A 24,456-nucleotide genomic window follows, 5' to 3' on the forward strand; every position below is an offset into this window, starting at 1 on the left:
CGCCACCCAGGCGGACCAGCAGGCCACGGCACCGGGCTTCCGTCCCGGCGTACCCGATCACCCCAACCCGCCTTCATTCGCGCCTCGTTCATGAGGCGCCCTCCTTCAAGGAGTCATGCCATGAGCCAGCCCGCCCTCTTCGTCGAAGTCCACATCCTGCAGAGCCTGCCGCCGTCCAATGTGAACCGGGACGACTCCGGCACCCCCAAGCAGGCCGTCTACGGCGGCGCCCGCCGTGCCCGCGTCTCCTCGCAGGCGTGGAAGCGGGCCACCCGCACCGAGTACGCCAAGCACGTGCCGGAGGCCGACCGGGCCACCCGCACCAAGCGGATCGCCGCCCTCCTCGCCCAGCGCCTTGCCCGCCCCGCCGCCGAGGTCGGCGCCGACCTCACCGGCGAGCAGGCCGACCGCCTGGCCGCCGCCCTGCTGGAGCCGCTCGGCATCGCCAAGTCCACCAAGAAGGACGACCATTCCGCCTACCTGCTGTTCTTCGGCAAGAAGCAGCTCGACGCCCTGGTCCGGCTGCTCGACGGACGAGCCGACGAGCTCGCTGCCCTGCCCGACGACGACCTCAAGAACGAGGTGAAGAATCTCGCCGTCGTCCAGACGCTGTCCACCGGGCACCCGGCCGAGGTCGCCCTGTTCGGCCGCATGATCGCCGACCTGCCCGCCCTGAACGTGGACGCCTCCGTCCAGGTCGCGCACGCCTTGTCCACCCATGCCGTACGCACCGAGTTCGACTACTACACCGCCGTCGACGACGAGAACACCGACGACCACGGCGCCGGCATGATCGGCACGGTCGAGTTCAATTCCTCCACTCTGTACCGCTACGCCGTCCTCGGCGTGCACCAGTTGCGTGACAACCTCACCGACAGCGAGGAGATCCGCAGCACCGCGGTCCGGTTCGTCGACGCGTTCGCCCGGTCCATGCCCACCGGGCACCAGAATTCCTTCGCCCACCGCACCCTGCCCCACCTGGTGCTGCTGACTGTCCGTACCGACCAGCCGGTGAACCTGGTCTCCGCCTACGAGGAGCCGGTCACCGGTGTCACCGGCCTGGCCTCGGAATCCGTCGTCCGGCTCGCCGACGAACTCAAGGCGGTTGGCGAAACCTGGGGCAACAACCCGCTGCGGACCCTGGCCACCTACACCACCGAAGGTGACAAGATCACCGAGGTCTTCGGTTCCTCCCTGCCCTTCCCCGCCCTGCTCGAGTCCGTCGGCGCCCTGGTCGGAGACTGGCTCACCGAAGGCGAAATCGCCCCCGCCGAGACCGCGGAGGCCGGCGCCCGATGACCGGCACCGACCACGCCGTCCTCGTGCTGCGGCTGGCCGCCCCGCTCCAGTCCTGGGGCGGACCGTCCCGCTACAACCGTCGTGAAACCCGCCCCCAGCCGACCAAGTCCGGCGTCCTCGGCCTCCTGGCCGCCGCCGAAGGCCGCGCACGCGAGGCCTCCCTCACCGATCTCGTCAGCCTGCAACTCGGCGTCCGGGTGGACCAGCCCGGCACCTTGCTGCGGGACTACCACACCTACAGCGACTACCGTGGGCTGCCACTGCTGTCGGCCAAGGCCAACACCAAGGGACAGCAGACCAGAACCACCCCACCCAAGTACACCGGCGTCACCCAGCGTTTCTACCTCCAGGACGCCGTCTTCGTCGCCGCCCTCCGCGGTCCGAAAGCCCTGATGCAGGGCCTGGAAGAAGCCGTCCGCAACCCCGTTTTCCCCCTCTCCCTCGGCCGCCGCTCCTGCCCGCCCACCGGACCCGTCAGCCTGGGACTCCGCGCCGACACCCGGCTGAAGGAAGCCCTGGAGAACGTGCCGTGGCAGGCGGGCAGCCACCGCCGCCGCCAGACCCACAGCACCACCGTGTCCCTCGAGGCCACCGTCGATGACCCGACCGGTGACCAGCGCACCGTCGACGTCCCTGACACCTACGACCTCAAGACCGGAACCCGGTTCGGCCAGCGCACCGTCCGTCACCTCTGGGTCACCGTGCCCACCGGCCGCACCCAGCCGGCCCACTGCGCAGCGGACACCGGCACCGCCGGACAGCCCGACCACGACCCGTTCGCCCTCCTGGGCTGGTGACCACATGCCCTACCTGTCGAAAATCGCCCTCAACCCGGCCCGCCGCGCCGCCCTGGCCCTGCTCTCCAGCCCGCACCGCCTGCACGCGGCGATCCTGTCCGGACTGGCCGTACAGCCCGTCACCGAACGCGTTCTGTGGCGCCTGGACAGCAACACCCCACACCGAGCCGAGATCCTCGTCCTCACCGAGAACCGCCCCTCCTGGGCCCACCTCGTCGACGACGCAGGCTGGCCCGGAGCCGATGGAGGCGACCCGCTCGTCGCCGACTACACACCTGTCTTGGAACACCTCGTGCGCGGCCGCGAGTTCGGCTTCCGCCTCACCGCCAACCCCGTCCACAACGTCCCCCGGCCCAGCCGGCCGAGCGAACAGCAGGCCGCCCGCCTGAAGGAGAGTGCCGACAACGGCAGCCGCCACCGCGGCTTCCGCGTAGCCCACCGCACCGCCGCCCAGCAGCTCGAATGGCTCCTCAAGCGGTGTGAACGCCACGGATTCACCATCCCCGACGCCACCGCCACTCCCCCTGCCCCCGGCTTGCAGACCGAGGGCCAAGACCTGTCCGCCGGCCCCGCAGTGACCATCGTGAGCCGCGACATCCTCCGCTTCCGCAAGCGCCCCGACGGCCCCCGCGTCACCCTGTCCACCGCCACCTTCGAAGGACGCCTTCGCGTCACCGACCCCGACACACTGCGCGCCACCCTCCTCGACGGCATAGGCCCCGCCAAAGGCTACGGACAGGGCCTGCTCACCCTCGCCCCGATCCGCACCACCGAGGCGAACCATGGCTGAACCCTGGTGGCGGACCGGACCGCAGGACCTCCACCGGCTTGAGGACCGCATCACCAGCCTCTACGCCGAGCGCTGTCACATCGACCGCGACGACAACGCCATCGTCCTGGTCAACAGGGCACGCACCGTCCACGTCCCGGCTGCTTGGCTCGCCGTTCTCCTCATCGGTCCCGGCAGCCGGGTCACACACCCCGCCGTCACCCTGCTCGCCGACTCCGGCACCGCCGTGTGCTGGGTCGGCGAGCAGGGCGTGCGTCTCTACGCCACCGGCACCAGTACCGCGCGCGGCTCCCGACTCCAGCTCCGCCAGGCCTGGCTGGTCACACGTCCCAAGGAACGCGTCGCCGTCGCCCGCCGCATGTACGACATGCGCTTCCCCGGCGAGGACACCACCGGCCTGACCCTCCAACAGCTCCGCGGCCGCGAAGGCACCCGCATCCGCAAGCTCTACGCCCAGCACTCCGAGCGGACCGGGGTGCCCTGGACCAAACGCGACTACAAGCCAGGGGACGCGTTCGCCGCCGGCGACGACGTCAACCGGCTTCTGTCCGCAGCCAACTCGGCCCTCTACGGCATCTGCCATGCAGCCGTCACCGGACTGGGCGCCAGCCCCGCCCTCGGCTTCGTCCACACCGGCAACGCCCTCTCCTTCGTTCTGGACGTAGCCGACCTGTACAAGGCCGAGTACACCATCCCCCTCGCCTTCGACCTCGCCGCGCAGGGCCTCACCTCGGAGCGTGACGCGCGTACGGCTCTGCGGGACGCTGTCGTGCGGGGCAAACTCCTGCCCCGCGTCGTCGCCGATGTCAAGCAGCTCCTCGTTCCCGACGGCGGCGACCTGCCGGACGAGGACCTCGGCGTCCTCTGGGACGACGGCGACACCGTCGTCCGCGGCGGCCGTAACTGGAGCGCCACGCACCACCTCGACGTCATCCCGGAACCCACCGACCCCAGCCCCGAAGGGACGACCCCGTGAGCGCCGGGACGACCGTGATCGTGCTCATCGCGGCACCCCCTGGGCTCCGGGGACACCTCACCCGCTGGTTCGTCGAACTGACCGCCGGTGTCTACGTCGGCAACCCCAATCCCCGGATCCGTGAACGTCTTTGGAGCGTCCTCGCCGAGCGCATCCGCGACGGCCAGGCCGTCATGATCGAACCGGCGGCCACGGAACAGGGCTGGTCCGCCCGCACCGCCGGCCGCGACCGCTGGACCCCCGTCGACTTCGACGGCCTGACCCTCCTGGCCCGCCCTCGCCAGAGCGGACAGCCCTGGCGGCCCTCGAACGAGGTGAAGCAAAATGACATGATCCCCTGACAACACCGCAGGTCACGAAGTGTCGTCCCCGCACCCGCGGGGGTAGCTCGGTCTTCCAGGACCGGCGAGCACGGCGGGCAGCGTCGTCCCCGCACCCGCGGGGGTAGCTCCCTGGCGCCGCCGGGATTCACGCTCAAGGGCCCGTCGTCCCCGCACCCGCGGGGGTAGCTCTTGCCTTACGGAATCGGGGTTTTGGTCCGGGGTGTCGTCCCCGCACCCGCGGGGGTAGCTCCGCCGTGGTCGACGACGACCTGTCGTGCCGGGCGTCGTCCCCGCACCCGCGGGGGTAGCTCCCAGCCGCCGCGCGACGACTGGTACGTCGGCCCGTCGTCCCCGCACCCGCGGGGGTAGCTCCTCCAGCGCCTGGCCTACGAGGTGTGGTCCACCGTCGTCCCCGCACCCGCGGGGGTAGCTCGGTCGGCGCCCGGATGCCGGTCGAGATCAGCGAGTCGTCCCCGCACCCGCGGGGGTAGCTCCCGCTCGTCGCCGGGCTGGCTGTCGGTCTGTTGGTCGTCCCCGCACCCGCGGGGGTAGCTCCGGCACGCGTGTGCACCGCTGGACCTGTTCCATGTCGTCCCCGCACCCGCGGGGGTAGCTCGGTGCTCTTGCCGGAGGCGCCGGGGCCGATGGCGTCGTCCCCGCACCCGCGGGGGTAGCTCCACACTGATCGCCCCGGCCCGACCCGCGCGGAGGTCGTCCCCGCACCCGCGGGGGTAGCTCCCTCTACGGCGACATGGACAACGCGGCGGACGAGTCGTCCCCGCACCCGCGGGGGTAGCTCCCTCTACGGCGACATGGACAACGCGGCGGACGAGTCGTCCCCGCACCCGCGGGGGTAGCTCCTGGTCGTCGCGGGCCAGGCCGTCAGCCATGTCGTCGTCCCCGCACCCGCGGGGGTAGCTCGTCGTCCGGGTCGGGCTCGAACACGTCGCCGAGGTCGTCCCCGCACCCGCGGGGGTAGCTCGTCAGCGTGAACCTGGCGAAGGGCACCCACGGCGTCGTCCCCGCACCCGCGGGGGTAGCTCACCCCGGCGAGTAGCCGCCCGCTCGGCCCCGGAGTCGTCCCCGCACCCGCGGGGGTAGCTCCTGGGTGCCCAGAGGGCCGAAACGTCAAAGCCCGTCGTCCCCGCACCCGCGGGGGTAGCTCTCGTGTACTCGGCCACCTTGGGAATCTCGATGGGTCGTCCCCGCACCCGCGGGGGTAGCTCCTGGCCAGCGACTCCCACGACTACGCGAGGTCGAGTCGTCCCCGCACCCGCGGGGGTAGCTCCGGGAGTCGGGCGGCCGGTCAGACCGCGTTTCCGTCGTCCCCGCACCCGCGGGGGTAGCTCGCGGGCGAAGCGGGCGATCTCGTGCGGGGAGGCGTCGTCCCCGCACCCGCGGGGGTAGCTCCTCCCCGCCGCGGCCTTCGAGCCCGACGCCCTCGTCGTCCCCGCACCCGCGGGGGTAGCTCTGCTTGTCGGCGGCGGCGTCGAGCAGCACGGTGGTCGTCCCCGCACCCGCGGGGGTAGCTCGGAGTGCACCCCGTGACGCACGACGACCGTATCGTCGTCCCCGCACCCGCGGGGGTAGCTCTCTGACGTGGCCCCCGGTCGGCGTTTCTCAGGCGTCGTCCCCGCACCCGCGGGGGTAGCTCTGACTAAAGCCCGATATTGTTTTTCGATGGCTGGTCGTCCCCGCACCCGCGGGGGTAGCTCCCGCTCGACCGCTACCTCCACCGCGTGGATGACGTCGTCCCCGCACCCGCGGGGGTAGCTCGTCCTGCACGCGCTGCTCACGCTGCTCTGCGGTGTCGTCCCCGCACCCGCGGGGGTAGCTCGTGGGTGTGGGAGGACGGTGCGCGGGAAGCGGGGTCGTCCCCGCACCCGCGGGGGTAGCTCGCACGACCAAGGGCATCCCGACGGAAGCACGACGTCGTCCCCGCACCCGCGGGGTTAGCTCGCGTAGGGCGACGATCGGGCGGCCGTGGCGGCGGTCGTCCCCGCACCCGCGGGGGTAGCTCCATTCACGCCGCCGAGACGCTCGGCGAGCAGGTGTCGTCCCCGCACCCGCGGGGGTAGCTCCTTGACGTCGCCGAGATTCACGCTCCAGGGCCCGTCGTCCCCGCACCCGCGGGGGTAGCTCTCCCGGGCGCTAGAGCGGGAGTTGAGCGACCGGGTCGTCCCCGCACCCGCGGGGGTAGCTCCCTGGGGCGAGGGCCCTCGTGTCCGTCCCATCGGTCGTCCCCGCACCCGCGAGGGTAGGTCGATCCGCCCGGTCAAGGCCCTGCTCGTCGACGTGTCGTCCCCGCACCCGCGGGGGTAGCTCCTCCGCAGACTTCAGGACGGCCGAGATCTTGGCGTCGTCCCAGCACCCGCGGGGGTAGCTCGGCAGAGAAGAGGTGAAAGCACGTGTCCGTACAGTCGTCCCCGCACCCGCGGGGGTAGCTCGAGGCACTCCCGCTTCCTCGTCTTCCGCGACCTGTCGTCCCCGCACCCGCGGGGGTAGCTCCGGCCAGTGCGGGCACTGCGCCGGCACCGGCCGGTCGTCCCCGCACCCGCGGGGTTAGCTCCCCACGATCTTCCCGCCAGGCCGGGGAGGGGCGGTCGTCCCCGCACCCGCGGGGGTAGTTCGCTGTTGGAAGGCGGAGCGATCCTGTGCGGGGAGTCGTCCCCGCACCCGCGGGGGTAGTTCACGAACAGGAGCGTGGCGAGCGTGACGGTGATCGTCGTCCCCGCACCCGCGGAGGTAGCCCGCCGCTCGGCCAGGGCGTCGGCGAAGACCGGGGGTCGTCCCCGCACCCGCGGGGGTAGCTCTCTCCCGCAGTGTCGTCCCACACCCGCGGGGGTAGCTCCGTGCCCTCGCGCGTGTGTTCCGCCTGTGGCACCCTCGCGGAGAGGACGCCACTCGGTGTCCGTGCCTAGCCCGCCGCTGCTGCAATCACGCAGGCCCGCGACGGGCCGGTCGAGTGGGCCGTTGCGCAGGCCGGACAGCTATGCCCGCGCCCTCTACCCCGCAGGGCTGGGCCGACAGCTCGGCGCACTGCGCGAACTCTGGTGCCGACGTTGGTGATCCACGGCCTGGACGAATACTGATCGACCCCCGTGGGGGGCAAACGCACCGCAGGCCTGGTTGCCGGCGTCGAGTTCCTGCTGATCCCCGACATGAGCCACTACCGCCCACGTGAGCTTTGGCCCAAGCTCAGTTCATGTCGTGGCGAGTGCCTCGGTCGGGGTGAGTCGTGCCGCACGGATCGACGGGTACACGCCAGCCGCCACCCCGATGACCACGGCACCGCCCACGCCCGCACCGAGCACCGTCAGCGGGATGACGGGCTGCCAGCCCTCGTAGACGGCGTAACCGGCGGTGGCCAGTACCCCGATCGCCGTGCCCGCGACCCCGCCGAGAAGTGACAGCACCACCGACTCGGTGAGGAACTGACCTCTGATCTGGCCCCTGTTCGCGCCGAGCGCGCGCCGTAGGCCGATCTCCTTGCGGCGTTCCAGTACCGAGATGTACATGGTGTTCGCCACGCCGATCCCGCCCACGAGCAGGGCGACCCCCGCGAGGCCGAGGAACAGGGAGGAGAAGGCGCTGTTCGTCGCCCGTTTCGCCGCCAAGGCGTCCGAAGGGCGGCTGACCTGCACCAGTCCCGGCAGTTGCGGGTTCAGCGTGGCCGGCAGCACGGACGAGACCGCCTCGATGGCGTCCTCGTGCGCCTTCACGTAGACCACGGTCGGATGCCCGTCGAACGCGAGGGTCTTCTTGGCCGCCTCCCAGCCGACCAGGACCGAGCGGTCCAGGTCCGGCGCGAGCGGCAGCGGATCGAGGATGCCGATGACCGTGAACCACTCCGTCGCGACGAGGACCTGCGGTGCCGGACGGCCCGGTACCAGGCTGGTCACGCCGAGACGCGACGCCGCCTCGTAGCCGAGGACCGCTGTGGGCAGCCGGTCGGTCGCCGCGTCGAGGAACTTCCCCGCCCGTACCCGCCCGTTCACCACCGTCAGCAGGTCGTCGCTGCTGGCGAGGACCGTGAGGCCCAGTCCGTCATTGGGGTCGGTCCGGTCCGAACGGTGCACCAGTTGATGGGTGTTGGCGACCTCGCCGGTCGCCGTGACCGGGCCGATGCGGGCGGCCATCTTGTCGGCGGACGCGGGCAACACCACCGGAGGGTTCTGGTCCGGCTGGGCCACCGCGCGGAGCATGTTCGTGCCGAGCGCGGACAGTTGGTCGTTCAGCGCCCGCTGGCTGGACGTCGGGATGCCCGTCACGAGGACGAGGGTGGCGATGCCGATGGAGATGCCCAGCGCGGACAGCGCGGCACGCAGCCTGCGGGTCCGGATGCCGAGCAGCCCGAGCCGCAGCACGTCGGACGGGCTCTGCCGGGCCGGACGGGTGAGTGTCTCGGGGGCGGTGCTCATCGGTTCTCCCCCGGGGTCCGGTCGGCGCCGGGCGCGGACCGTCCTGTCGCGGCGAGTCCGGCCGTCGGCGCGGCGCCGGTGTCTTGGTCCGCCGCCGGGCCCCGGCACGGTCCCGTGTCCCCGACGATCCGCCCGTCGCGCATCTCCACCTGGCGTGGCAGCCGCGCCGCGATGGTCCCGTCGTGCGTGATCACAGCGATGGTGGTGCCCTCTCGGTTCAGTCGGACGAGCAGGTCGAGAACGGCCTGGCCGTTGGCGGAGTCCAGTGCGCCGGTCGGCTCGTCCGCGAGGACCAGGGCCGGCTCGTTGACCAGCGCGCGGGCGATCGCGACGCGCTGTCGTTCACCGCCGGACAGTTGATGCGGCAGATGCCCGACCCGGTGGCCGAGCCCGACCCGTTCCAGCGCGGCGAGCGCGAGCGGGGCACGCCGCCTGCGCGGCACCCCCGCGTACAGCAGGCTGGTGGCGACGTTCTCGGCCGCGGTCAGCCCGTCCGTCAGGTGGAACTGCTGGAAGACGAAGCCGAGCCAGCGTCCGCGCAGCGCGGACAGCCGTCGGTCGCTCAGGGACGCCACGTCCTGCCCCGCGATCCGCACGGTGCCGCGGGTGGGCCGGTCGAGCGTACCCATGATGTTCAGCAGCGTGGACTTGCCGGAGCCGGACGGGCCGACGATGGCGAGCAGTTCGCCCTCGTGGATGGTCAGGGACACGTCGTCGAGTGCCGTCACGCCGCCGGGGAACGCCTTGGTCGCGTTCGTGAGCCGCAGCACGGCGGACGGCTCGGCGGGTACGGCGAGGACGGGCGGCGTGGCCTCGCGGGGCGGGCGGTGGCGGGCTCTCACGACGCCGTCACCACCCGTTCCCCCTCCTTGATCCCGGCACCCGAGACCTCGACCTGTCCCTTGGCGAACAACCCCGTCTGCACGGCGACCAGTTGGCCGCCCGGACGCTGGAGCGCGTAGCCGCCCTCGTGGAGTGCGAGCAGCGCGCCCACCGGCACGGCGAGGACGTTCTTGCGGGTCTCCGTCGTGAACGTCACCTGAACGGACGCCGCCTCCAGGTTCTTGAGCGAGGCACTGTCCTTCGGCACCACGGTGACCTGCAACGTCGGTGGGGTGTTGGCGCCGGACGGGTCGGCTCCGTCACCCCCGCCGCCCTGCACCGTCGTGCCGACCGACGTCACCTTCCCGGACACCTGCTTGGTGTCGGGAAGGGTGAGGGAGACCTTGTCGCCCTGGTGGATCCGGTCCGCGTCGGTGGCGTCGACCGTCACTGTCACCGCCTTCTGCTGGGAGGTCACGGCCAGGACGTCCTCCGCCACCGGGTCGCCGAGTTGTGCCTTCACCGTGCCCACGCGGACCGGGCCGGGCAGTACGACCACCTGACCGACCGAGAGCGTCCCGGTCTGCGGCTGGCCCGTGTCGCGCTGCCAGCGCTTCAGCGCGTCGAGGAGGGACGACGTCAGTACGGTCCCGGGCGCCCGGCCGGTGCCGGTGGACGACTGCGTGGTGTGGGACTCGGGGCCGATGCTGTAGCCGAGGGCCTTCAGGTTGTCGGCGAGGATGGTCACGTCGGCGCCGCTGGCGTGGGCGTTCACGGCCGCCTTGTCCAGCGTGCGGAACACCGGGGTGTCGCCGTAGAAGACCATGACCGGCTGGTCGTCCTGCCAGTACAGGGGCTTGCCCTGGGTCACCGTCGATCCGCTCGTCGGCAGCTTGGTGATCAGGCCCTTGCCCGCGCCCTTGAGCGTGACCGCCGTGCCGTAGCCGAGTGTGCCGGGCAGCGTCTTGCTGTCGGACAGGTCGGTGCGCTGGACGAGGGTGGTCTGCGCGGACGGCGGCCCGGCGGGCTTGGCATGCCCGGCGTCCCCGTGTTGCTTCAGCACCGTCCCGCCCCAGGCTCCGCCCGCGACGACGGCGAGTACGGCGATGGCGACCGCGATCCGACCGCGGGTTCGGCTGCGGCTTCGGCTGTCGCCGTCGGCGGACGGGTGCGCGGCGGCCCTACTTCTTGCCCTTGCCACCGAACACCTCCAGGAGGCAGTCGTGGTCGGCCTTCTCGATGAGCTGTTCGCTGGTGCCGCTCGGGAAGTCGTCGTCGAACGTCCAGCCGTTGGCGGTCCCGGCGGAGTCGAAGGTCTCGTGGATCTTCAGGCCCTTCGCCTTGATGCAGCCGACGTAGGCGCGGTGGTCGTCCGCGTAATGCGGGTTGGTCTCGGGGCGCACCTCGACCGGCTGGAGCGGCATCTTGTACCGGCACGCCTGGTACTGCGCCTTGTACTTGTCCGTGGTCTTCTGGTCCTGGAACGGAGGCGCCTGCCCGCCGGATTGGGCGACCCGCGCGGTGTTCATCGGGACGCCGTGGGATTGCAGGCAGGCCCAGTACGTGTCCCAGAGCTGGTCGATCTCCTTCTGGGAGCTGTCGAGGCGCTCCTGCGGGCGCTTGGCCTCGACGGCGGCGTCGGAGGACTGCGTGGAAGGGGCGTCCCCGGCCTTTCCACCGCTCGACGAGGACGTCGGCAGGGAGGCCACGTCGCTGTCCGACCCTCGCTGTCCGCTGTCGGTGTCCCCGCCTCCGCAGGCCGTGAGGGCGAAGCCCACCGTCAGCAGGGCGGCGCTCAAGGCGGCGGTCCGGATACCGAGCCTTGAGCGTGGGGCGCGCGCCGTGGCGAGGGCGTCGGCGTCGGGGCGCGACCGGTCTGTCTCGTTGTTCATGGCACCGGAGCCTGCCGCGCAATTGTCAGAGGCTTGTCATGAAGTGATGGTCCTGCCGTTTTCCCGTTCTCGGCCGCGTTTGAGCACGTCACGGGCGTTCCTACACTCGTCGCATGTGTGCGCATGTTGTCGTTGCCGAAGATGACGTCAAGCAGGCGGAGTTGATCCGCCGTTACCTGGAACGCGAGAGCCACGGGGTGACTCTCGTCCAGGACGGCCGGGCCGCGCTCGACGAGATCCGCCGTCGGCTGCCGGACCTGTTGGTGCTCGACGTGATGATGCCCGGCCTCGACGGACTCGACGTCTGCCGGACCGTACGGTCGGAGGCCGGTCTCGAAGGGCTGCCGGTGCTGATGCTGACCGCCCGGTCCAGCGAGGACGATCTGCTGCTCGGGCTGGACCTGGGCGCGGACGACTACCTGACCAAACCGTTCAGCCCGCGTGAGCTGATGGCCCGCGTCCGCGCGTTGCTGCGGCGCAGCGGGCGCGCCCCGGCGGCGCCCGGCGCGGCGGGCGGTGTGCGAGGCGGCGATGTGCTGACCGCGGGCACGGTGACTGTCGACCCCGCCCGGCACGAGGTATGGGCGCACGGCGGGAGGATCGTCTGCACCCCGGGGGAGTTCCGGGTGCTGGAGGTGCTGGCCAGCCGTCCGGGGCAGGTGTTCAGCCGGTCGCAGATTCTGGAGCGGCTGCACGGCTTCGACCGGTACATCACCACACGGACGGTCGATGTGCACGTCATGAACCTGCGGAAGAAGATCGAGGAGAACCCGCGTCGGCCGATGTGCCTGGTGACGGTGTACGGGGTGGGATACAAGCTCTCCGACGGCCGGTTCCCGTCCCGGCCCGAGGGCGTGCGATGAGTCGTGACGCGTCCGCGGGCTCGGTGTTCGCCGTGCTCGCGGGGCGCAGCCTGCTCCTGCGGCTGCTTGCCGTGGCGGTGCTGGTGTCGGTGTGCTCGATCGCGGCCACGGCGTGGGTGGTCGTACGGATGACGGCCGTGGCGATCCGTCAGGAGCAGGGCAAGGCACTCGCCGACGACACGAAGACGTACGACGCGCTGGTCGGCTACGCGGCGCGGCACCGGAGCTGGGATGCGGTGGGACCCACCGTGGCCGAGCTCGGACGGGCGACAGGGCACCGGATCGTCCTGCGGGACGGCGACCGGACGCTGGCGGACTCCGCTCCGCTGCCCGGCCGCCCGTACGTGCCGTCGCCCAAGCCGACCGCCATCGTCAACCCGCTGGCGGTCGATCCGCAGTTGCTGCCCGCCGCGGCGCGCGACGGAGGGATCGATCCACGTGTGGTCGGCCCTTACCGGCTGTCGGACGCGGACCGCGCCCGGCTTCAGCAGACGGCCCGAAGCGTCGTCACGTGCTTGCGGAGCGCGGGCATCGCGGCGCGGACGGTGGTCGGCCCGAGCGGTCGGCCCGCCGTGCGGATGCCGGACGGACAGTCCGCCGCGAACCGGTGCGGGGCTGCGGCGCTGAACAGCCATATGCCCTCCGAACGCAAGGCGCTCGACACCCTCAACGGCCTGGTCAACAGCTGCCTGGCGCGACGGGGGCTGGGCGAGGTGACGGTGCTGCCGCTCGACGGGGCCTGGCAGACGGAACGCACGGAGTCCTCCGCGCCCCGCGCGCCCGACAAGGACGTACAGGACTGCGTCGCGAGCGGGCGTGCGGAGCAACTGGAGCCGTACGTGGCACCCGTCGCCCAGCTCTACGCCAGCAGCCCCGGCGACCGGACCGCCACCACCTTCCTGGACCTGTCGGCGTCCAACAAGCTGCGGATCGCCTGGAGCGCCGCGCTCGTGCTGCTGGTGACGGTCGCGGTCACGGCCTTCGCGGGCATCCGGCTCGTCCGGCCGCTGCGCAGACTCACCCTGGCCGCACAGCGGATGGAGGCCGGGGACGTCTCGGCACGGGTCGAGGTGACGGGCGGCGACGAGATCGCCCGGCTGTCGGCCGCGTTCAACGCGATGTCACAGCGGCGCGAGCAACTGGAGTCGGCCCGCAAGGCGATGGTGAACGATGTGGCGCACGAGCTGCGCACACCGCTGAGCAATATCCGCGGCTGGCTGGAGGCGGTCGAGGACGGTGTCGCCGAGCCGGACGAGGAGTTGGTGGCCTCTGTGCTGGAGGAGGCGGTGCTGCTCCAGCACGTCATCGACGACCTGCGGGACCTCTCGGCGGCCGACGCGGGAGAACTCCGGCTGATCACCGAGCGGCTGGGTGTGGCCGACGTGCTCGCCCAGACGGTTCAGGGGCACGGCCCGCGTGCCGAGGCCGCGGGGGTGCGGCTCGTGGTGGCGGCGGACACGGAACTGACGGTGCTGGCAGACCCGGTACGGCTCCGGCAGGCGGTCGGCAACCTCGTGTCGAACGCCATCCGGCACACGCCGCCCGGCGGCACCGTGCTCCTGAAGGCGGCCGGTGACCTGCCCGTTGCGGCTCCGGCCGAGAGGACGGCCGAGGCCACCACCGGGGCGGGCGTCCGGGTCGAGGTCTCCGACACGGGCCCGGGGATAGCGCCCGAGGACCTGCCGCACGTCTTCGATCGTTTCTGGCGGGCCGAGAAGTCCCGCTCCCGCCGGACCGGCGGCAGCGGGCTCGGCCTGTCGATCGTGCGCAAGCTGATCGAGGCTCACGGTGGCACGGTCGAGGCCCGCAGCACCCTGGGCAGCGGCTCGACCTTCGTGCTGCGTCTTCCCCCGGTCCCGCCCGCACCGCGGTGAACGGCCTCGGACCCCGCTGCCTGTCGCTGAGTCATGGGGGTTCTTGGGCAACGGTCCACCGCCCGCACGCGCGCGGTCGACAGGTCCGGGCCCGCTTCGGGGCCCCGCCGGGACGCCCGCGCACGGGAAGAGTCGAACGCCGTCGACGACCGGTCAGGTGCGCCGGGTGACGAAGGCACTGGCGGTGACGGCGAGGAGCAGGGATCCGGCGATCGCTCCGGCCACGGTACCGGCGTCGAGGTGCAGTCCGACGTCGGTGGAGGTGGTCTGAGACAGGCCCGAGGCCATTCCGGCGAGCGGCGGGAGGGTGACGAGGACGCCGAGGGCGGCGCCGACGGCCACGACGAGGGACGTCTCGCCGACAGAGAAGAGGAGCAGTTGGCGGTCGGTGCCGCCGACGGACTTCAGCACCGCGAAGTCACGGCGTCGGCTGTGGGCGGTCATGGCCATGCTGTTGGCGACGGCGATGCCGCTGTAGCCGACGGCGATGACGATGAGCATGACGGCGAGGCTGTCGGTGAGCTCGGCGTCGGTGTTGTAGTCGTCCAAGGCGTACTGGAGGGCGTCGTGGACGGCGGTGCCGGGCACGAGTTCGGTCGGGCGGTTGGCCTTGGGGACGAAGATGTCGTCGGTGAGGGCGGCCGGGTCGTGACGACGGACCAGGTCGCGGGAGACGACGAAGTCACCGCGGGCGGGGTCGTCCGGGAGGACCTGAGCGACGTGCAGGCCGACGCTCTCGCCGTCGGCGAAGCGCACGGTGGCCTGCTGACCGGCCTTGAGGTCCAGGGACTTGGCGGTCCGCTCGCCGAGCACGGCCTGGCCGGGCTTGCTCCAGCGGGCATCGCGGGAGCCGAGGACATCGATGACGGTCTGCCTGCCGGGCTCGCCGACGGCGGCGCGGGTGGGCAGGGCGGCCTTGCCCACGGGATGGGCGGCGACGACCTCGTCAGTGTTGCCGGGGGTCCCGTCGGGGGTGACGATCAACTGGCCCTGGACCTTGAGGGCCTCACCGGCCGGGTAGGCGACGCGCATGGTCTCGACCATGCCGCTGAGCAGGACGGCGAAACCGACGGCGGCGATGACGGGTGCGGCGAGCGAGGCGGCGCGGCGCGAGTCGGCGCCGAGTTCGGCGCGGACGAGCAGCGGACCGGCCGAACCGGAGTTCTGGAACGGGGCGGTGAGGGCCCGGCCGACGGGGCCGACGACGACGGGGGCGAGGAGCGCGGCGGCCACGATGAGCGCCATGGTCGCGAAGATGGCCATGGTGACGCGGTCGTCGGTGGCCGCCGTGGCGGTGCCGACGGCGAGGGCGACGCCGAGGCCGAGGAAGCCGAGGCCGCTGATCCAACGAGCGCGCCCCATGGTCTTGTCGGCGGAGCGGCTGTCGAGCAGCGCCTCGATGGGGGCGACTTTGGCCGCGAGTCGGCCCGCGGCCAAGGCACCGAGGACGCTGACGCCGACACCGATGGTGGCGGCGGTGAGCAGGGGCCAGGCGGCGACGGTGATCTTCAGGTCGGGCGAGGTGACGTCCAGGCTTTCGAGGATGTCCCGCAGCAGCGGCGCCGCCGCGACGCCGACGAGGCAGCCGACGAGCGAGCCGAGGAGACCGACGACGGCGGCTTCACCGAGGACCATGCGGCGGACCTGGTGGGGCGCGGCACCGATGGTGCGCAGCAGGCCGATCTCGCGGCGGCGCAGGCCGGTGGAGAGGACGAGCATGGAGGCGACGACGAAGATCGTGGTGAACAGGGCGAGGGTGGCCATGGCTCCGATGAGCTGGGTGCCGAGGAACCGCTTGTGCTCGATGTACTCGGGCTGGAGTTCGGCGCGTCCGTCGCCGGAGACGACGGTACCGGCGGCGCCTACCGCGCTCTTGGCCGGTTGCACGATGGTGCCCGCGGAGGTGCCGGGTTCGGCGATGAGGCCGATGGCTCGGACGCCGGGTTCCTGCCGTGCGGCGAAGGCGTCGCTGAAGTAGTAGCCGGGTCCGTCGACGGTGCCGACGACCTTGAACGGGGTGCGCCCGGCGGTGATGTTGACGGTGAGGTCGGAGCCGACCGGCACGCCGAGGGCACGGTCGATCACGACCTCGTCGTCCGCGGCCGGGGCGCGGCCCGTGACGAGCTTGTACGGGGCGAGCCGGGTGCTGGCGAAGCCGTGCCCGGCGTCGAGGGCGCCCTCGTCAGCGACAGGCCGGTCGTCGCGGAACGCCTGCGCGTAGAAGGAACGGTCGACGACGACGGCGTCCACGCCGGGCACCGCCTCCAGCTTCTCGACGAGTGGTGCCGCCTCGGCGCGGCTCCACGGCATCCGCTCCTCCGTGCCACCTCCGCCCTGGGCACGGACCTGGTTCGGCAGGGCGAGGGCGGTGGTGCCGCCGTAGCGGGGCTGGACGTCGGGCCGGGAGGAGTCGTAGATGACGAGGGTGGTGGTGATGAGCGCGACGCCGACCAGGACGGCGACGAACGCGCCGAGGAATCCGGCCCGGCGCTCACGGATGTTCGCGAGGATCAGCATCACGCCTCCAGCCGGGCCATGTGGGCGGCGATGGAGGCGGCGTCGCGTCCGTCGGGGTCCCGGGTGAGGGTGATGCGGTCGGCGACGCGGCCGTCCTTGAGGAAGACGACGTCGTCGGCGACGGCGGCGGCCACCGGGTCATGGGTGACCATGAGGGTGGTCTGTCCCTCCCGGTCGACGAGCATGCGCATCATCTGGAGCACCTCGCGCGAGGTGACGGTGTCGAGGGCGCCGGTGGGCTCGTCCGCGAAGAGCACGTCGGGGCGGGTGACAAGCGCTCGGGCGAGAGCGACGCGCTGTTGCTGGCCGCCCGAGAGCTGACTGGGGCGGTGCCCGGCCCGCTCGGCGAGGCCGACGGCGGCGAGGGCCGCGGCGACCTGCTCGTGGCCGACCCGGCGACCGGCGAAGCGGGAGGGAAGCTCCACGTTCTGAGCGGCCGTCAGCGACTCGACCAGGTTGAACGCCTGGAAGACGAAGCCGATGCGCTCGCGGCGGAGCCGGGTGCGCTCCTTCTCGTTCTGCTGTCCGATGTCGACACCGGCGAGCATGATCCGGCCCCCGGTGGGGCGGTCCAGGCCCGCCGCACACTGCAACAGCGTGGACTTCCCGGAACCCGACGGACCCATGATCGCGGTGAAGGTACCGCGGGGGAAGCCGATGGAGACTCCGTCCAGTGCGGTGACGGAGCGGTCGTCGGCCCCGTAGACCTTTCGTACGGTGAAGAGTTGGACCGCATCCTGTGCGGGGGCGTGGCTGGTGGTCGTCATGGCTCTGATTCCAACAAGGGGGTACGAGGTCCCGCACTGACCTGCGCTCTACTCCTCAAGTGGAGCTAGCTCTACTGGGAGAAACGGACGCCTGGGATAGTTTTGCGGCATGCGTTCGAAGACGGCCTGGCAGGCGATGGCTCAGCGACCGCTGAGCTTCCTCACGTCCAGTTGGCCCTGGCGTTCACTGGCCTATCTGGCCAGCGGGGTCGTGGTCGGCGCCGCCGCCGTGCTGGTGTTCTCCACCGGTCTGGTGGCGGGGCTCGTGCTGCTGGTCGTACTCGTCGGGGTGGCGCCGCTGGTCGGGGTGGTGCTGTCCTCGACGGCGGTGGCGACGGCCGAGCGGCACCGGCTGCGGCTGGTCGACCTGGACAGCCTGCCGAATCCGCACCGGGAGCCGGAGGCCCCGGGGCTGCGGAGCTGGGTGTCGACGCGTCTGACGGAGCAGGCGACCTGGCGGGAGTTGGTGTTCACGCTGATCTCGGCAGCCGCGCTGTGGTGGCTGGATCTGCTGGTGCTCTGCTTCTCGTTCGGCGTGCCGGTGCTGACCTTCGAGTCGGCGGGCCAGGACCGGAGCACCTGGCCGTGGGCGGTGTTCGGCGCCGTGGTGCTGCTGGCCTCCCCGTACACGGTCACCTCGTGGGCAGGGGCGCGGGCCGCGCTGGCCCGGACGTTCCTGGCCCCCCGCGACGAGGAGTTGGGCGACGACCTGACGGAGGTGCGAGCCTCGCGGGCGCGGCTGCTCGACTCCTTCGACGCGGAGCGGGTGCGGATCGAGCGGGACCTGCACGACGGGGCGCAGCAGCGGCTCGTGTCTCTGGGCATGACCTTGGGTCTGATGCGTCTGGACATACCGGAGGGTTCGCCGCTCGCCGACCGACTCACCGAGGCGGAGAGGCAGTTGGCCACTGCGCACACGGAGCTGCGGAGCCTGATCCGGGGGCTGAATCCGCCGGTGCTGGCGGACCACGGGCTGGTCGCCGCGGTCCAGGACTACGCGAGCCGGTTCCCGATACCGGTGACGGTGGACCTCCAGCTCCCGGGACGGCTGCCGAGACAACTGGAGACCAATATGTACTACCTGATCAATGAGGCCATGACGAACATCGTCCGGCACAGTGGCGCAGCGCACGCCGCGGTCCGCGGCCGTTACCACTCCGACCTGCTGGTCCTCGACGTCTCGGACGACGGGCGGGGCGGCGCCGACCCGGAGGCCGGAAGCGGCCTGACCGGGCTCGCCGACCGGCTCAAGGCCCTCGGTGGCCGGATGCGGGTCTCGAGCCCGAAGGGCGGCCCCACGCTGCTGCATGTGGAGGTCCCGTGCCACTTCGCGTGATCGTCGCCGAGGACGCCGTTCTGCTGCGCGAGGGCTTGGTGGGCCTGCTGCAGCGGTTCGGGCATGAGACCGTCGCCGCCGTCGGCGACGCGGACGCCCTCGTCGAGGCCGTCCGGAAGGACCCGCCGGACCTGGTCATCACGGATGTACGGATGCCACCGTCCAACGGTGACGACGGGCTGCGGGCCGCGGTGGCCCTGCGCGAGGTCCACAAGCGACTGCCGGTCCTGGTGCTGAGCCAGTACGTCGAGCGCTCGTACGCGATGCGGCTGCTCGACTCCTGCGGCGGCGCCGGGGTGGGGTATCTCCTGAAGGAACGCATCGGGGCGGTGGCCGACTTCATGGCCGCGGTGGACCGGGTCGCCGTCGGCGGCGCGGTCGTCGATCCCGAGGTGATCCATCAGTTGGTGCGGCTGCGTCAGGACCCGCTGGAGCGCCTGAGCGCCCGGGAGAAGGAGGTCCTCAGCCTGATGGCGGAGGGACACTCCAACGCCAATCTGGCGGCTCAGTTGTTCATCAGCGCGGCAGCCGTCAACAAACACATCGGGAACATCTTCAACAAGCTGGATCTGCCGGTGGACACCGATGGGCATCGCCGCGTTCTGGCCGTGCTCACATTCCTCAGGGCGTAGCGCCTGCGGCAGAACTCATGGCTCAGAAGGCTAGGAACGTCAGATAGGACGATCAGCTAAAGTGCGCGCGTCGGCAGTCTGGTTGCTTGAGGAGGGGAAGCGTGACCGCCACCAGCGAAGCACAGTCTTCGGACGGTGCAGGGCAGGCGACCCGGCCGAGCCGACTGCGCCGCCTGCTGCGCTACATCCCTTTGATCGCCCCCGTCCTGCTGTGGACCGTGCCCTGCTGGGTGCTGCTTCACGCGGGCCAGCACTGGCCGCTTCCCGTAACGCTGGGCGGCACCGCCCTGTTCGTGCTCGGTCTGATCGCCATGCCGCTCGCGATGATGCGCGGCCACGGCCGACGGCAGCAGGACTGGGCGGCGATCGTCGGAGACACCCTCCTCGGGACGAGCTGGGTACTGTTCACCTGGTCCGTCCTGCTCGGCGTCCTGCTGCGCCTCGCCCTGGCCGTGGCCGACGTAGGCGACGGTCAGAACCGGGCCCGGATCGTCACTTGGGCGGTCCTCGGCGTAGCCGCCGTGCTGCTCGCCTGGGGGTACGTCGAGGCCCGCAGAGTGCCACGGGTGCGCCAGCTCGACATACAACTCCCGCGCCTGGGAGCCGGGTTGGACGGCACCCGCGTCGTCCTCATCACCGACACCCACTACGGCCCGCTCGATCGCGCCCGCTGGTCGGCGCGGGTCTGCGCGAAGGTCAACTCGCTGGAGGCCGACCTGGTCTGCCACACCGGCGACATCGCGGACGGCACGGCCGAACGCCGCCGCGCCCAGGCCGCTCCGCTCGGCACGGTGCGAGCCACCCGGGCCAAGGTCTACGTCACCGGAAACCACGAGTACTACAGCGAGGCCCAGGGCTGGGTCGACCTGATGGACGAGCTGGGCTGGGAGCCGCTGCGCAACCGTCATCTGCTGCTCGAACGCGGCGGCGACACCCTGGTGGTCGCTGGCGTGGATGACGTCACCGCCGAGTCCTCCGGCCTGGCCGGCCATGGCGCCCACCTCGCCGGAGCCCTGAACGGCGCCGACCCCGACCTGCCCGTCCTGCTCCTGGCCCACCAGCCCAAGTTCGTCGACCGGGCCGCAGCGGACGGCATCGACCTCCAACTCTCAGGCCACACCCACGGCGGCCAGATCTGGCCCTTCCACCACCTCGTCCGCATCGACCAGCCCGCCCTCGCCGGCCTCAGCCGCCACGGCACCCGCACCCTTCTCTACACCAGCCGCGGCACCGGTTTCTGGGGCCCACCGTTCCGCGTCTTCGCCCCCAGCGAGATCACTCTGCTCGTACTCCGCTCCCCGCAGCGGCCTTCCACGCCGTAACACGACGTGGCCCGGCGGAACCGGTGCCTCGGCCTACTTCTGGGCTACTCCTACGTACAGAGGAAGGCGATTTCCAAGCCCCTGCTCGGCGGCTTCGGGGCGCCAGTTGGTCACGAACTCTATTCCCGGCTCGATGAGTTCCAGGCCGGAGAAGAACCGTGCGAATTCGGTCCTCGAACGCACTTGCACCGGGGTTCCGTTGCGGCGATACACGTCCACGACCGCATGCCACGTATCCGGCTCGAAGTCTGCTGTCGCATGAGAGAGGACGAGGCAGCTTCCGACCGGCAGAGATTCGACCAGGCGACGCACCACGTCGAACGCCCCGAACTCGTCAGGAATGAAGTGAAGTAGGGCGACCATGGAGAGTGCCACTGGCTCATCGAAGGACAGCGTCTCTTTGGCAGCTTCGATGATCAGTTCAGGCATGCATGCATCTGCCTGTATGTAATCCGTACGCCCCTCAGGAGAGCTCTTCAGGAGTGCCTGTGCGTGGCGCAGCACGATCGGGTCGTTGTCCACGTAGACGACCTTGGACTCCGGGGCGACTTCTTGAACCACCTGATGCAGGTTGGGTTCGGTCGGAATTCCCGTTCCGATGTCGAGGAACTGCCGTATTCCCATCTGCGCCAGTGTGCGGGAGGCTCGGTGCATGAAGTTCCGGTTAGCCCGCGCAAGCTCTTCCACTTGCGGGAAGAACTCCTTTACCTGTTCGGCCGCCTCCCAGTCGACCGGATAGCTGTCCTTACCTCCCAGAAACCAGTCATACATGCGGGCGGAGTGCGGCTTGCTGGTGTCGATGTGCGGTAACGACGGTTCTGTGTTGGGCATGGGTCATTCTCCCTGAAGAGGCGGTATGCGCTTGTGCCGGACGGTCAGCCAGCCTCGTGCAGTCTGCCACGCTGCCGGCTCGGACAACAGGCTCCGCCTCCAACCGCGCAAGTTGCATGATGCCGCTTGCCAACTTCTCGACGGGAAGGCGTAGTTACAGTTACCTGGTGGCCTAGCTTACGTGGCACAAATACGCGCTCCCCCACCTTCGCTTCAGGAAGTCCGAGATGCCCACCTGCGGCGACGACACGACACCTTGGACGTCGACGGACTCCGCGTCCGGCACAGTGACGAAGTGACAGGTCACGCACCGCGTAGGGCGCCACTAGGTCGTACCGGCGGGTCAACCGTGCTTGCGGGGCGAGTATTTCGGTGAACTCGTCGATGATTCCCACTAATTCGTCGTACGTCCCGGAGTCCGCGTGGACGCGGTTATCTCCGCCCCAAAGGAACTGATCGTCTCCCCTCCGTCGACGCCCCCCCGACGGCGGGAGGGTCCGTCTCCGCTCGTACGGCGGGGCGTTTCGGCCGAAGCCCAAGACCGCGTACTCGTTGGCCAACACCTCAGTCGCCGAGGGCGAGTCGGAGACCGAAGGCGGCGATGACCGTACCGGTGATGCGGTCGAGACAGCGGCGGGCCGAGGGGCGTTCGTCCCTCGAGTGACGCCAGGTGGCCCACAGCATCCTGCCGCCCATCCACACCAGATACGCGGCCCCGGCGCGTTCCATGGGCACCATGGCCAACACACAGGCCGCAAGCGGCAGAAGGAGATTTTCGGTCCGCCGTCCCAGCCGTCTCGCGAAATCGCCGTCGTGCCTGATGTTTTCGCAGGTCGCCTGGGTGGGACGTCCCAGAATCGGGGCACTTGCCGGTGGACTGTGGCATCACCGCCCGGCTGGCCCCCAAGCTCGGTGGCACGTCAGTCCGACGCCTCAAGGAACCCTTGCGGGAGGAATACATGCTCTCTCTGCGTACACGCAGCGCCGTGGTGGTCGGCGCCGCGGTTCTCGGCCTCGGTGGTCTGGTCGCGACCGCGCCGGTCGCCACCGCGGCACCCGCCCGGCAGTACAGTGTCACGGCCTCGTGCAACGTCAAGTGGCGGGTCAGCGCGAACTACCACGGTTACACGGCCGGCTACAGCTGGGCGTGGAACGTCGTGGTCAGCAAGGGCGACACCGGGGACCGGGTGCGGGAGATCCAGTGTCTGACGCAGTTCTGGGGTTCCAACCCCGGTGCTGTTGACGGGATCTTCGGCCAGAACACCAAGGACGCAGTCATCGAGCAGCAGAAGGCCTGCGGCATCACCGCCGACGGCGCCGTCGGCCCGGCAACCTGGCGTTGTCTGCGGGACGGTGGCCACAACTAGGGCCTGCTCACAGGCGCGCGAAGCCGGCTGTCCGCCTCGGGGGGAGGCGGACAGCCGTTCGTATGGGACCCTCGGCTTCCGAGCAGCACAAGGAACTCGGCGGCATGCGGCCCGACCCCACTCGTCGGTGCGGCCACCGGATCCGAGAGTCCGTCGCGGGGGGGGGGACCTACGCCGACGCCGACGCCGACGGCCGTATCGGCTGGTCGATGGTGAGCGTGAACCTCACATCCCGCCAGCCCACCAGCACACCGCCGCGGCCCGTGAGCGACGCCCGGCCGATCAACGACCTCACGAACTCACGGGCCCCCGTTCGGCAGAACCCGGCGTGCGCGGGCACGGTCAGTTCCCGTGACGGGCGCGGCCCACGGCGGCGGCCACGGTCAGCGGGACGCTGAGGATCGCGGCCGTCAGGAACATGCCCTGGTAGGCGTGGTGTTCCGCGGCGTCGGCGGCGAGGGCGCTGGCCAGGGCGCTGCCGACGTAGAGGGCCACGCCGAACATCGCGACGCCGGTGGCACGGGCGGTCGGGCACAGGGCGGTGGCCCAGGACTGGATCGTGGAGTGCATGAACGACCAGCCGCCGCCGAGCAGCAGCGCGCATCCCGCCGACGCGGGCAGGGACAGGCCGGCCGCCGCCAGACCGAACGCCACCGCCATCTGCGCCCCGCCGACCACGATCAGCCGCACCGGCGTCCAGCGCCCGACCAGCCGCTTGACCATCTGCGCCGCCAGCATCGAACCCACGCCGTACAGCGCGGACACCGCACCGGCCAGCGTCGCCGAGGCGCCCCGTGTCTCCAGCGCCGGGGCGATGTACGTCAAGAAGCCCAGCAGGACAGCGCCTTCGAGCATCGCGACGGCCATGACGTACCACTGCTGGCGGGAGCTCAGCACCACCTTGAACGGAGCGAGCAGCGCACCGGGTGCGGCGCGCGGCGGTTCCGGCAGCCGCCGCAGGGCGACGATCAGGTAGGCGGCGATCACGCCGGGAAGTGCGAAGACCAGCCGCCAACTCCCGTAGTGCGCAAGCACCCCCGCGACGACGGTGGCCACGGCGGTGCCCAGCGCGAACGCGGTCATCAGCTCGCTCAGCGGGCGCTGGCGGACCGCGGCGGGCACGGTGTCCCCGACGTACGTGATCGACGCGGCGATGGACGCCGCGAAGCACGCGCCAGCCGCGACGCGCGCCACGATCAGCACCGTCGCACCGGGCGCGAGGGCGGACAGGAGCGCAGCGGCGGCGGCCCCGGTCAGCGAGATCCGCATGACCCGCACCCGGCCCAGCCGGTCGCTCGCCAGGCCCCAGACCGGCTGCATCAGGCCGTAGGCGAGGAAGTAGCCACTGGCGGCGAGCATCGCCGTGGTCAGCGGGACACCGAACTGGGTGCCGATGGCCAGCAGCATCGGGGGGATGCAGAAGCGGTCGAAGTTGCTGACGAAACCGGCCGCGCGCAGCAGGCGTAACGAGGCGGCGGGCATCACCCGCGCGACCGGGTCTCCGTCCGCGGTGGCCGGAGGGGGCGTGGGGGTGCGGGGTGAGTCGGCGGTCTCCATGAGGCTCCTTGTCGTGCCTGCCGGTGTTGTCGGACAAGATCCAGCTCACCAGCGCGGCAGGTCGGGACGG

At 71.2% G+C, this 24,456-nt stretch carries 20 protein-coding genes, 1 pseudogene and 1 CRISPR repeat array; of the genes and pseudogenes, 12 read left to right on the forward strand and 9 right to left on the reverse strand.

Going from position 1 to position 24,456, the window contains the following annotated elements:
- The first annotated feature begins 120 nt into the window (after nt 1–120).
- From cas7e to ACZ60T_RS00390, 6 genes and pseudogenes are all read left to right on the forward strand, one after another.
- Entirely contained in the window at nt 121–1,299 is a 1,179-nt protein-coding gene (gene cas7e / locus ACZ60T_RS00365; protein ID WP_469663086.1) for a type I-E CRISPR-associated protein Cas7/Cse4/CasC, read from the forward strand.
- Entirely contained in the window at nt 1,296–2,096 is an 801-nt protein-coding gene (gene cas5e, locus ACZ60T_RS00370) for a type I-E CRISPR-associated protein Cas5/CasD (RefSeq protein ID WP_469663088.1), read from the forward strand. Before cas7e ends, cas5e begins: the two co-directional genes overlap by 4 nt.
- A 4-nt stretch (nt 2,097–2,100) precedes the next feature.
- On the forward strand, nt 2,101–2,886 hold the full coding sequence (gene cas6e, locus ACZ60T_RS00375) for a type I-E CRISPR-associated protein Cas6/Cse3/CasE (protein ID WP_469663090.1): 786 nt from the start codon (nt 2,101–2,103) through the stop codon (nt 2,884–2,886).
- On the forward strand, nt 2,879–3,862 hold the full coding sequence (gene cas1e / locus ACZ60T_RS00380; RefSeq protein WP_469663092.1) for a type I-E CRISPR-associated endonuclease Cas1e: 984 nt from the start codon (nt 2,879–2,881) through the stop codon (nt 3,860–3,862). Before cas6e ends, cas1e begins: the two co-directional genes overlap by 8 nt.
- Nucleotides 3,859–4,203, forward strand: a complete 345-nt coding sequence (cas2e, locus tag ACZ60T_RS00385) for a type I-E CRISPR-associated endoribonuclease Cas2e (protein ID WP_469663094.1) — start codon at nt 3,859–3,861, stop codon at nt 4,201–4,203. Before cas1e ends, cas2e begins: the two co-directional genes overlap by 4 nt.
- A gap of 21 nt (nt 4,204–4,224) precedes the next feature.
- Nucleotides 4,225–6,998: a CRISPR direct-repeat array (repeat unit 28 nt; unit sequence GTCGTCCCCGCACCCGCGGGGGTAGCTC).
- A gap of 175 nt (nt 6,999–7,173) precedes the next feature.
- Nucleotides 7,174–7,385 (forward strand): annotated as a pseudogene (locus ACZ60T_RS00390) (alpha/beta fold hydrolase); the annotation flags it as partial.
- A 3-nt stretch (nt 7,386–7,388) separates the two neighbouring features.
- Here the strand turns inward: ACZ60T_RS00390 and ACZ60T_RS00395 are convergent.
- From ACZ60T_RS00395 to ACZ60T_RS00410, 4 genes are all read right to left on the reverse strand, one after another.
- Entirely contained in the window at nt 7,389–8,606 is a 1,218-nt protein-coding gene (locus ACZ60T_RS00395; protein WP_469663096.1) for an ABC transporter permease, read from the reverse strand.
- Nucleotides 8,603–9,376, reverse strand: coding sequence for an ABC transporter ATP-binding protein (locus tag ACZ60T_RS00400; protein ID WP_469664695.1), 774 nt, complete (start codon nt 9,374–9,376; stop codon nt 8,603–8,605). Before ACZ60T_RS00400 ends, ACZ60T_RS00395 begins: the two co-directional genes overlap by 4 nt.
- Nucleotides 9,377–9,444: 68 nt before the next feature.
- On the reverse strand, nt 9,445–10,629 hold the full coding sequence (locus ACZ60T_RS00405; RefSeq protein WP_469663098.1) for an efflux RND transporter periplasmic adaptor subunit: 1,185 nt from the start codon (nt 10,627–10,629) through the stop codon (nt 9,445–9,447).
- Nucleotides 10,610–11,320, reverse strand: a complete 711-nt coding sequence (locus ACZ60T_RS00410; protein ID WP_469663100.1) for a hypothetical protein — start codon at nt 11,318–11,320, stop codon at nt 10,610–10,612. The genes ACZ60T_RS00405 and ACZ60T_RS00410 overlap by 20 nt, the downstream gene beginning before the upstream one ends.
- A gap of 113 nt (nt 11,321–11,433) precedes the next feature.
- Between ACZ60T_RS00410 and ACZ60T_RS00415 the strand changes: the two genes are divergently transcribed.
- On the forward strand, nt 11,434–12,183 hold the full coding sequence (locus ACZ60T_RS00415; protein ID WP_365633550.1) for a response regulator transcription factor: 750 nt from the start codon (nt 11,434–11,436) through the stop codon (nt 12,181–12,183).
- Entirely contained in the window at nt 12,180–14,057 is a 1,878-nt protein-coding gene (locus ACZ60T_RS00420; protein ID WP_469663103.1) for a sensor histidine kinase, read from the forward strand. The genes ACZ60T_RS00415 and ACZ60T_RS00420 overlap by 4 nt, the downstream gene beginning before the upstream one ends.
- A gap of 153 nt (nt 14,058–14,210) precedes the next feature.
- Here ACZ60T_RS00420 and ACZ60T_RS00425 read toward each other — a convergent pair whose 3' ends face one another.
- A complete protein-coding gene (locus ACZ60T_RS00425; protein ID WP_469663105.1) occupies nt 14,211–16,574 on the reverse strand; it encodes an ABC transporter permease in 2,364 nt (787 codons plus the stop codon).
- Nucleotides 16,574–17,341 carry an ABC transporter ATP-binding protein gene (locus tag ACZ60T_RS00430; protein ID WP_469663107.1) on the reverse strand — a complete coding sequence of 256 codons (768 nt, stop codon included), beginning with the start codon at nt 17,339–17,341 and terminating at the stop codon, nt 16,574–16,576. Before ACZ60T_RS00430 ends, ACZ60T_RS00425 begins: the two co-directional genes overlap by 1 nt.
- A gap of 109 nt (nt 17,342–17,450) precedes the next feature.
- On the opposite strand from ACZ60T_RS00430, the gene ACZ60T_RS00435 reads away from it, so the two are divergent.
- From ACZ60T_RS00435 to ACZ60T_RS00445, 3 genes are all read left to right on the forward strand, one after another.
- Nucleotides 17,451–18,677, forward strand: coding sequence for a sensor histidine kinase (locus ACZ60T_RS00435; RefSeq protein WP_469663109.1), 1,227 nt, complete (start codon nt 17,451–17,453; stop codon nt 18,675–18,677).
- Nucleotides 18,662–19,309, forward strand: a complete 648-nt coding sequence (locus tag ACZ60T_RS00440) for a response regulator transcription factor (RefSeq protein WP_365633562.1) — start codon at nt 18,662–18,664, stop codon at nt 19,307–19,309. Before ACZ60T_RS00435 ends, ACZ60T_RS00440 begins: the two co-directional genes overlap by 16 nt.
- A 101-nt stretch (nt 19,310–19,410) precedes the next feature.
- Nucleotides 19,411–20,631: a metallophosphoesterase gene (locus ACZ60T_RS00445; RefSeq protein WP_469663111.1), complete on the forward strand. Its 1,221-nt coding sequence runs from the start codon at nt 19,411–19,413 to the stop codon at nt 20,629–20,631.
- Between the two features lie 33 nt (nt 20,632–20,664).
- Here ACZ60T_RS00445 and ACZ60T_RS00450 read toward each other — a convergent pair whose 3' ends face one another.
- Entirely contained in the window at nt 20,665–21,462 is a 798-nt protein-coding gene (locus tag ACZ60T_RS00450; RefSeq protein ID WP_469663113.1) for an SAM-dependent methyltransferase, read from the reverse strand.
- A gap of 564 nt (nt 21,463–22,026) precedes the next feature.
- Complete coding sequence (locus ACZ60T_RS00455; RefSeq protein WP_469663115.1) at nt 22,027–22,191, reverse strand: hypothetical protein; 165 nt, start codon at nt 22,189–22,191, stop codon at nt 22,027–22,029.
- 230 nt (nt 22,192–22,421) lie between these two features.
- On the opposite strand from ACZ60T_RS00455, the gene ACZ60T_RS00460 reads away from it, so the two are divergent.
- On the forward strand, nt 22,422–22,829 hold the full coding sequence (locus ACZ60T_RS00460; RefSeq protein ID WP_469663117.1) for a peptidoglycan-binding domain-containing protein: 408 nt from the start codon (nt 22,422–22,424) through the stop codon (nt 22,827–22,829).
- Nucleotides 22,830–23,171: 342 nt separating this feature from the next.
- Here the strand turns inward: ACZ60T_RS00460 and ACZ60T_RS00465 are convergent, their stop codons facing one another.
- Nucleotides 23,172–24,386 (reverse strand): MFS transporter, encoded by a 1,215-nt coding sequence (locus ACZ60T_RS00465; protein ID WP_469663119.1) that lies wholly within the window; start codon nt 24,384–24,386, stop codon nt 23,172–23,174.
- Nucleotides 24,387–24,456 lie beyond the last annotated feature (70 nt).

The sequence above is a fragment of the Streptomyces sp. NPDC104371 genome, from assembly GCF_055583785.1.

Bases quoted from the DNA above. Each gene is read 5' to 3' on its own strand.
- cas6e (WP_469663090.1), top strand. From the start codon at position 2,101: ATGCCCTACCTGTCGAAAATCGCCCTCAACCCGGCCCGCCGCGCCGCC.
- ACZ60T_RS00420 (WP_469663103.1), top strand. From the start codon at position 12,180: ATGAGTCGTGACGCGTCCGCGGGCTCGGTGTTCGCCGTGCTCGCGGGG.
- ACZ60T_RS00455 (WP_469663115.1), bottom strand. From the start codon at position 22,191: ATGGAACGCGCCGGGGCCGCGTATCTGGTGTGGATGGGCGGCAGGATG.
- cas7e (WP_469663086.1), top strand. From the start codon at position 121: ATGAGCCAGCCCGCCCTCTTCGTCGAAGTCCACATCCTGCAGAGCCTG.
- cas5e (WP_469663088.1), top strand. From the start codon at position 1,296: ATGACCGGCACCGACCACGCCGTCCTCGTGCTGCGGCTGGCCGCCCCG.
- ACZ60T_RS00425 (WP_469663105.1), bottom strand. From the start codon at position 16,574: ATGCTGATCCTCGCGAACATCCGTGAGCGCCGGGCCGGATTCCTCGGC.
- ACZ60T_RS00450 (WP_469663113.1), bottom strand. From the start codon at position 21,462: ATGCCCAACACAGAACCGTCGTTACCGCACATCGACACCAGCAAGCCG.
- ACZ60T_RS00430 (WP_469663107.1), bottom strand. From the start codon at position 17,341: ATGACGACCACCAGCCACGCCCCCGCACAGGATGCGGTCCAACTCTTC.
- ACZ60T_RS00460 (WP_469663117.1), top strand. From the start codon at position 22,422: ATGCTCTCTCTGCGTACACGCAGCGCCGTGGTGGTCGGCGCCGCGGTT.
- ACZ60T_RS00395 (WP_469663096.1), bottom strand. From the start codon at position 8,606: ATGAGCACCGCCCCCGAGACACTCACCCGTCCGGCCCGGCAGAGCCCG.
- cas1e (WP_469663092.1), top strand. From the start codon at position 2,879: ATGGCTGAACCCTGGTGGCGGACCGGACCGCAGGACCTCCACCGGCTT.
- ACZ60T_RS00415 (WP_365633550.1), top strand. From the start codon at position 11,434: ATGTGTGCGCATGTTGTCGTTGCCGAAGATGACGTCAAGCAGGCGGAG.
- ACZ60T_RS00465 (WP_469663119.1), bottom strand. From the start codon at position 24,386: ATGGAGACCGCCGACTCACCCCGCACCCCCACGCCCCCTCCGGCCACC.
- ACZ60T_RS00435 (WP_469663109.1), top strand. From the start codon at position 17,451: ATGCGTTCGAAGACGGCCTGGCAGGCGATGGCTCAGCGACCGCTGAGC.
- ACZ60T_RS00410 (WP_469663100.1), bottom strand. From the start codon at position 11,320: ATGAACAACGAGACAGACCGGTCGCGCCCCGACGCCGACGCCCTCGCC.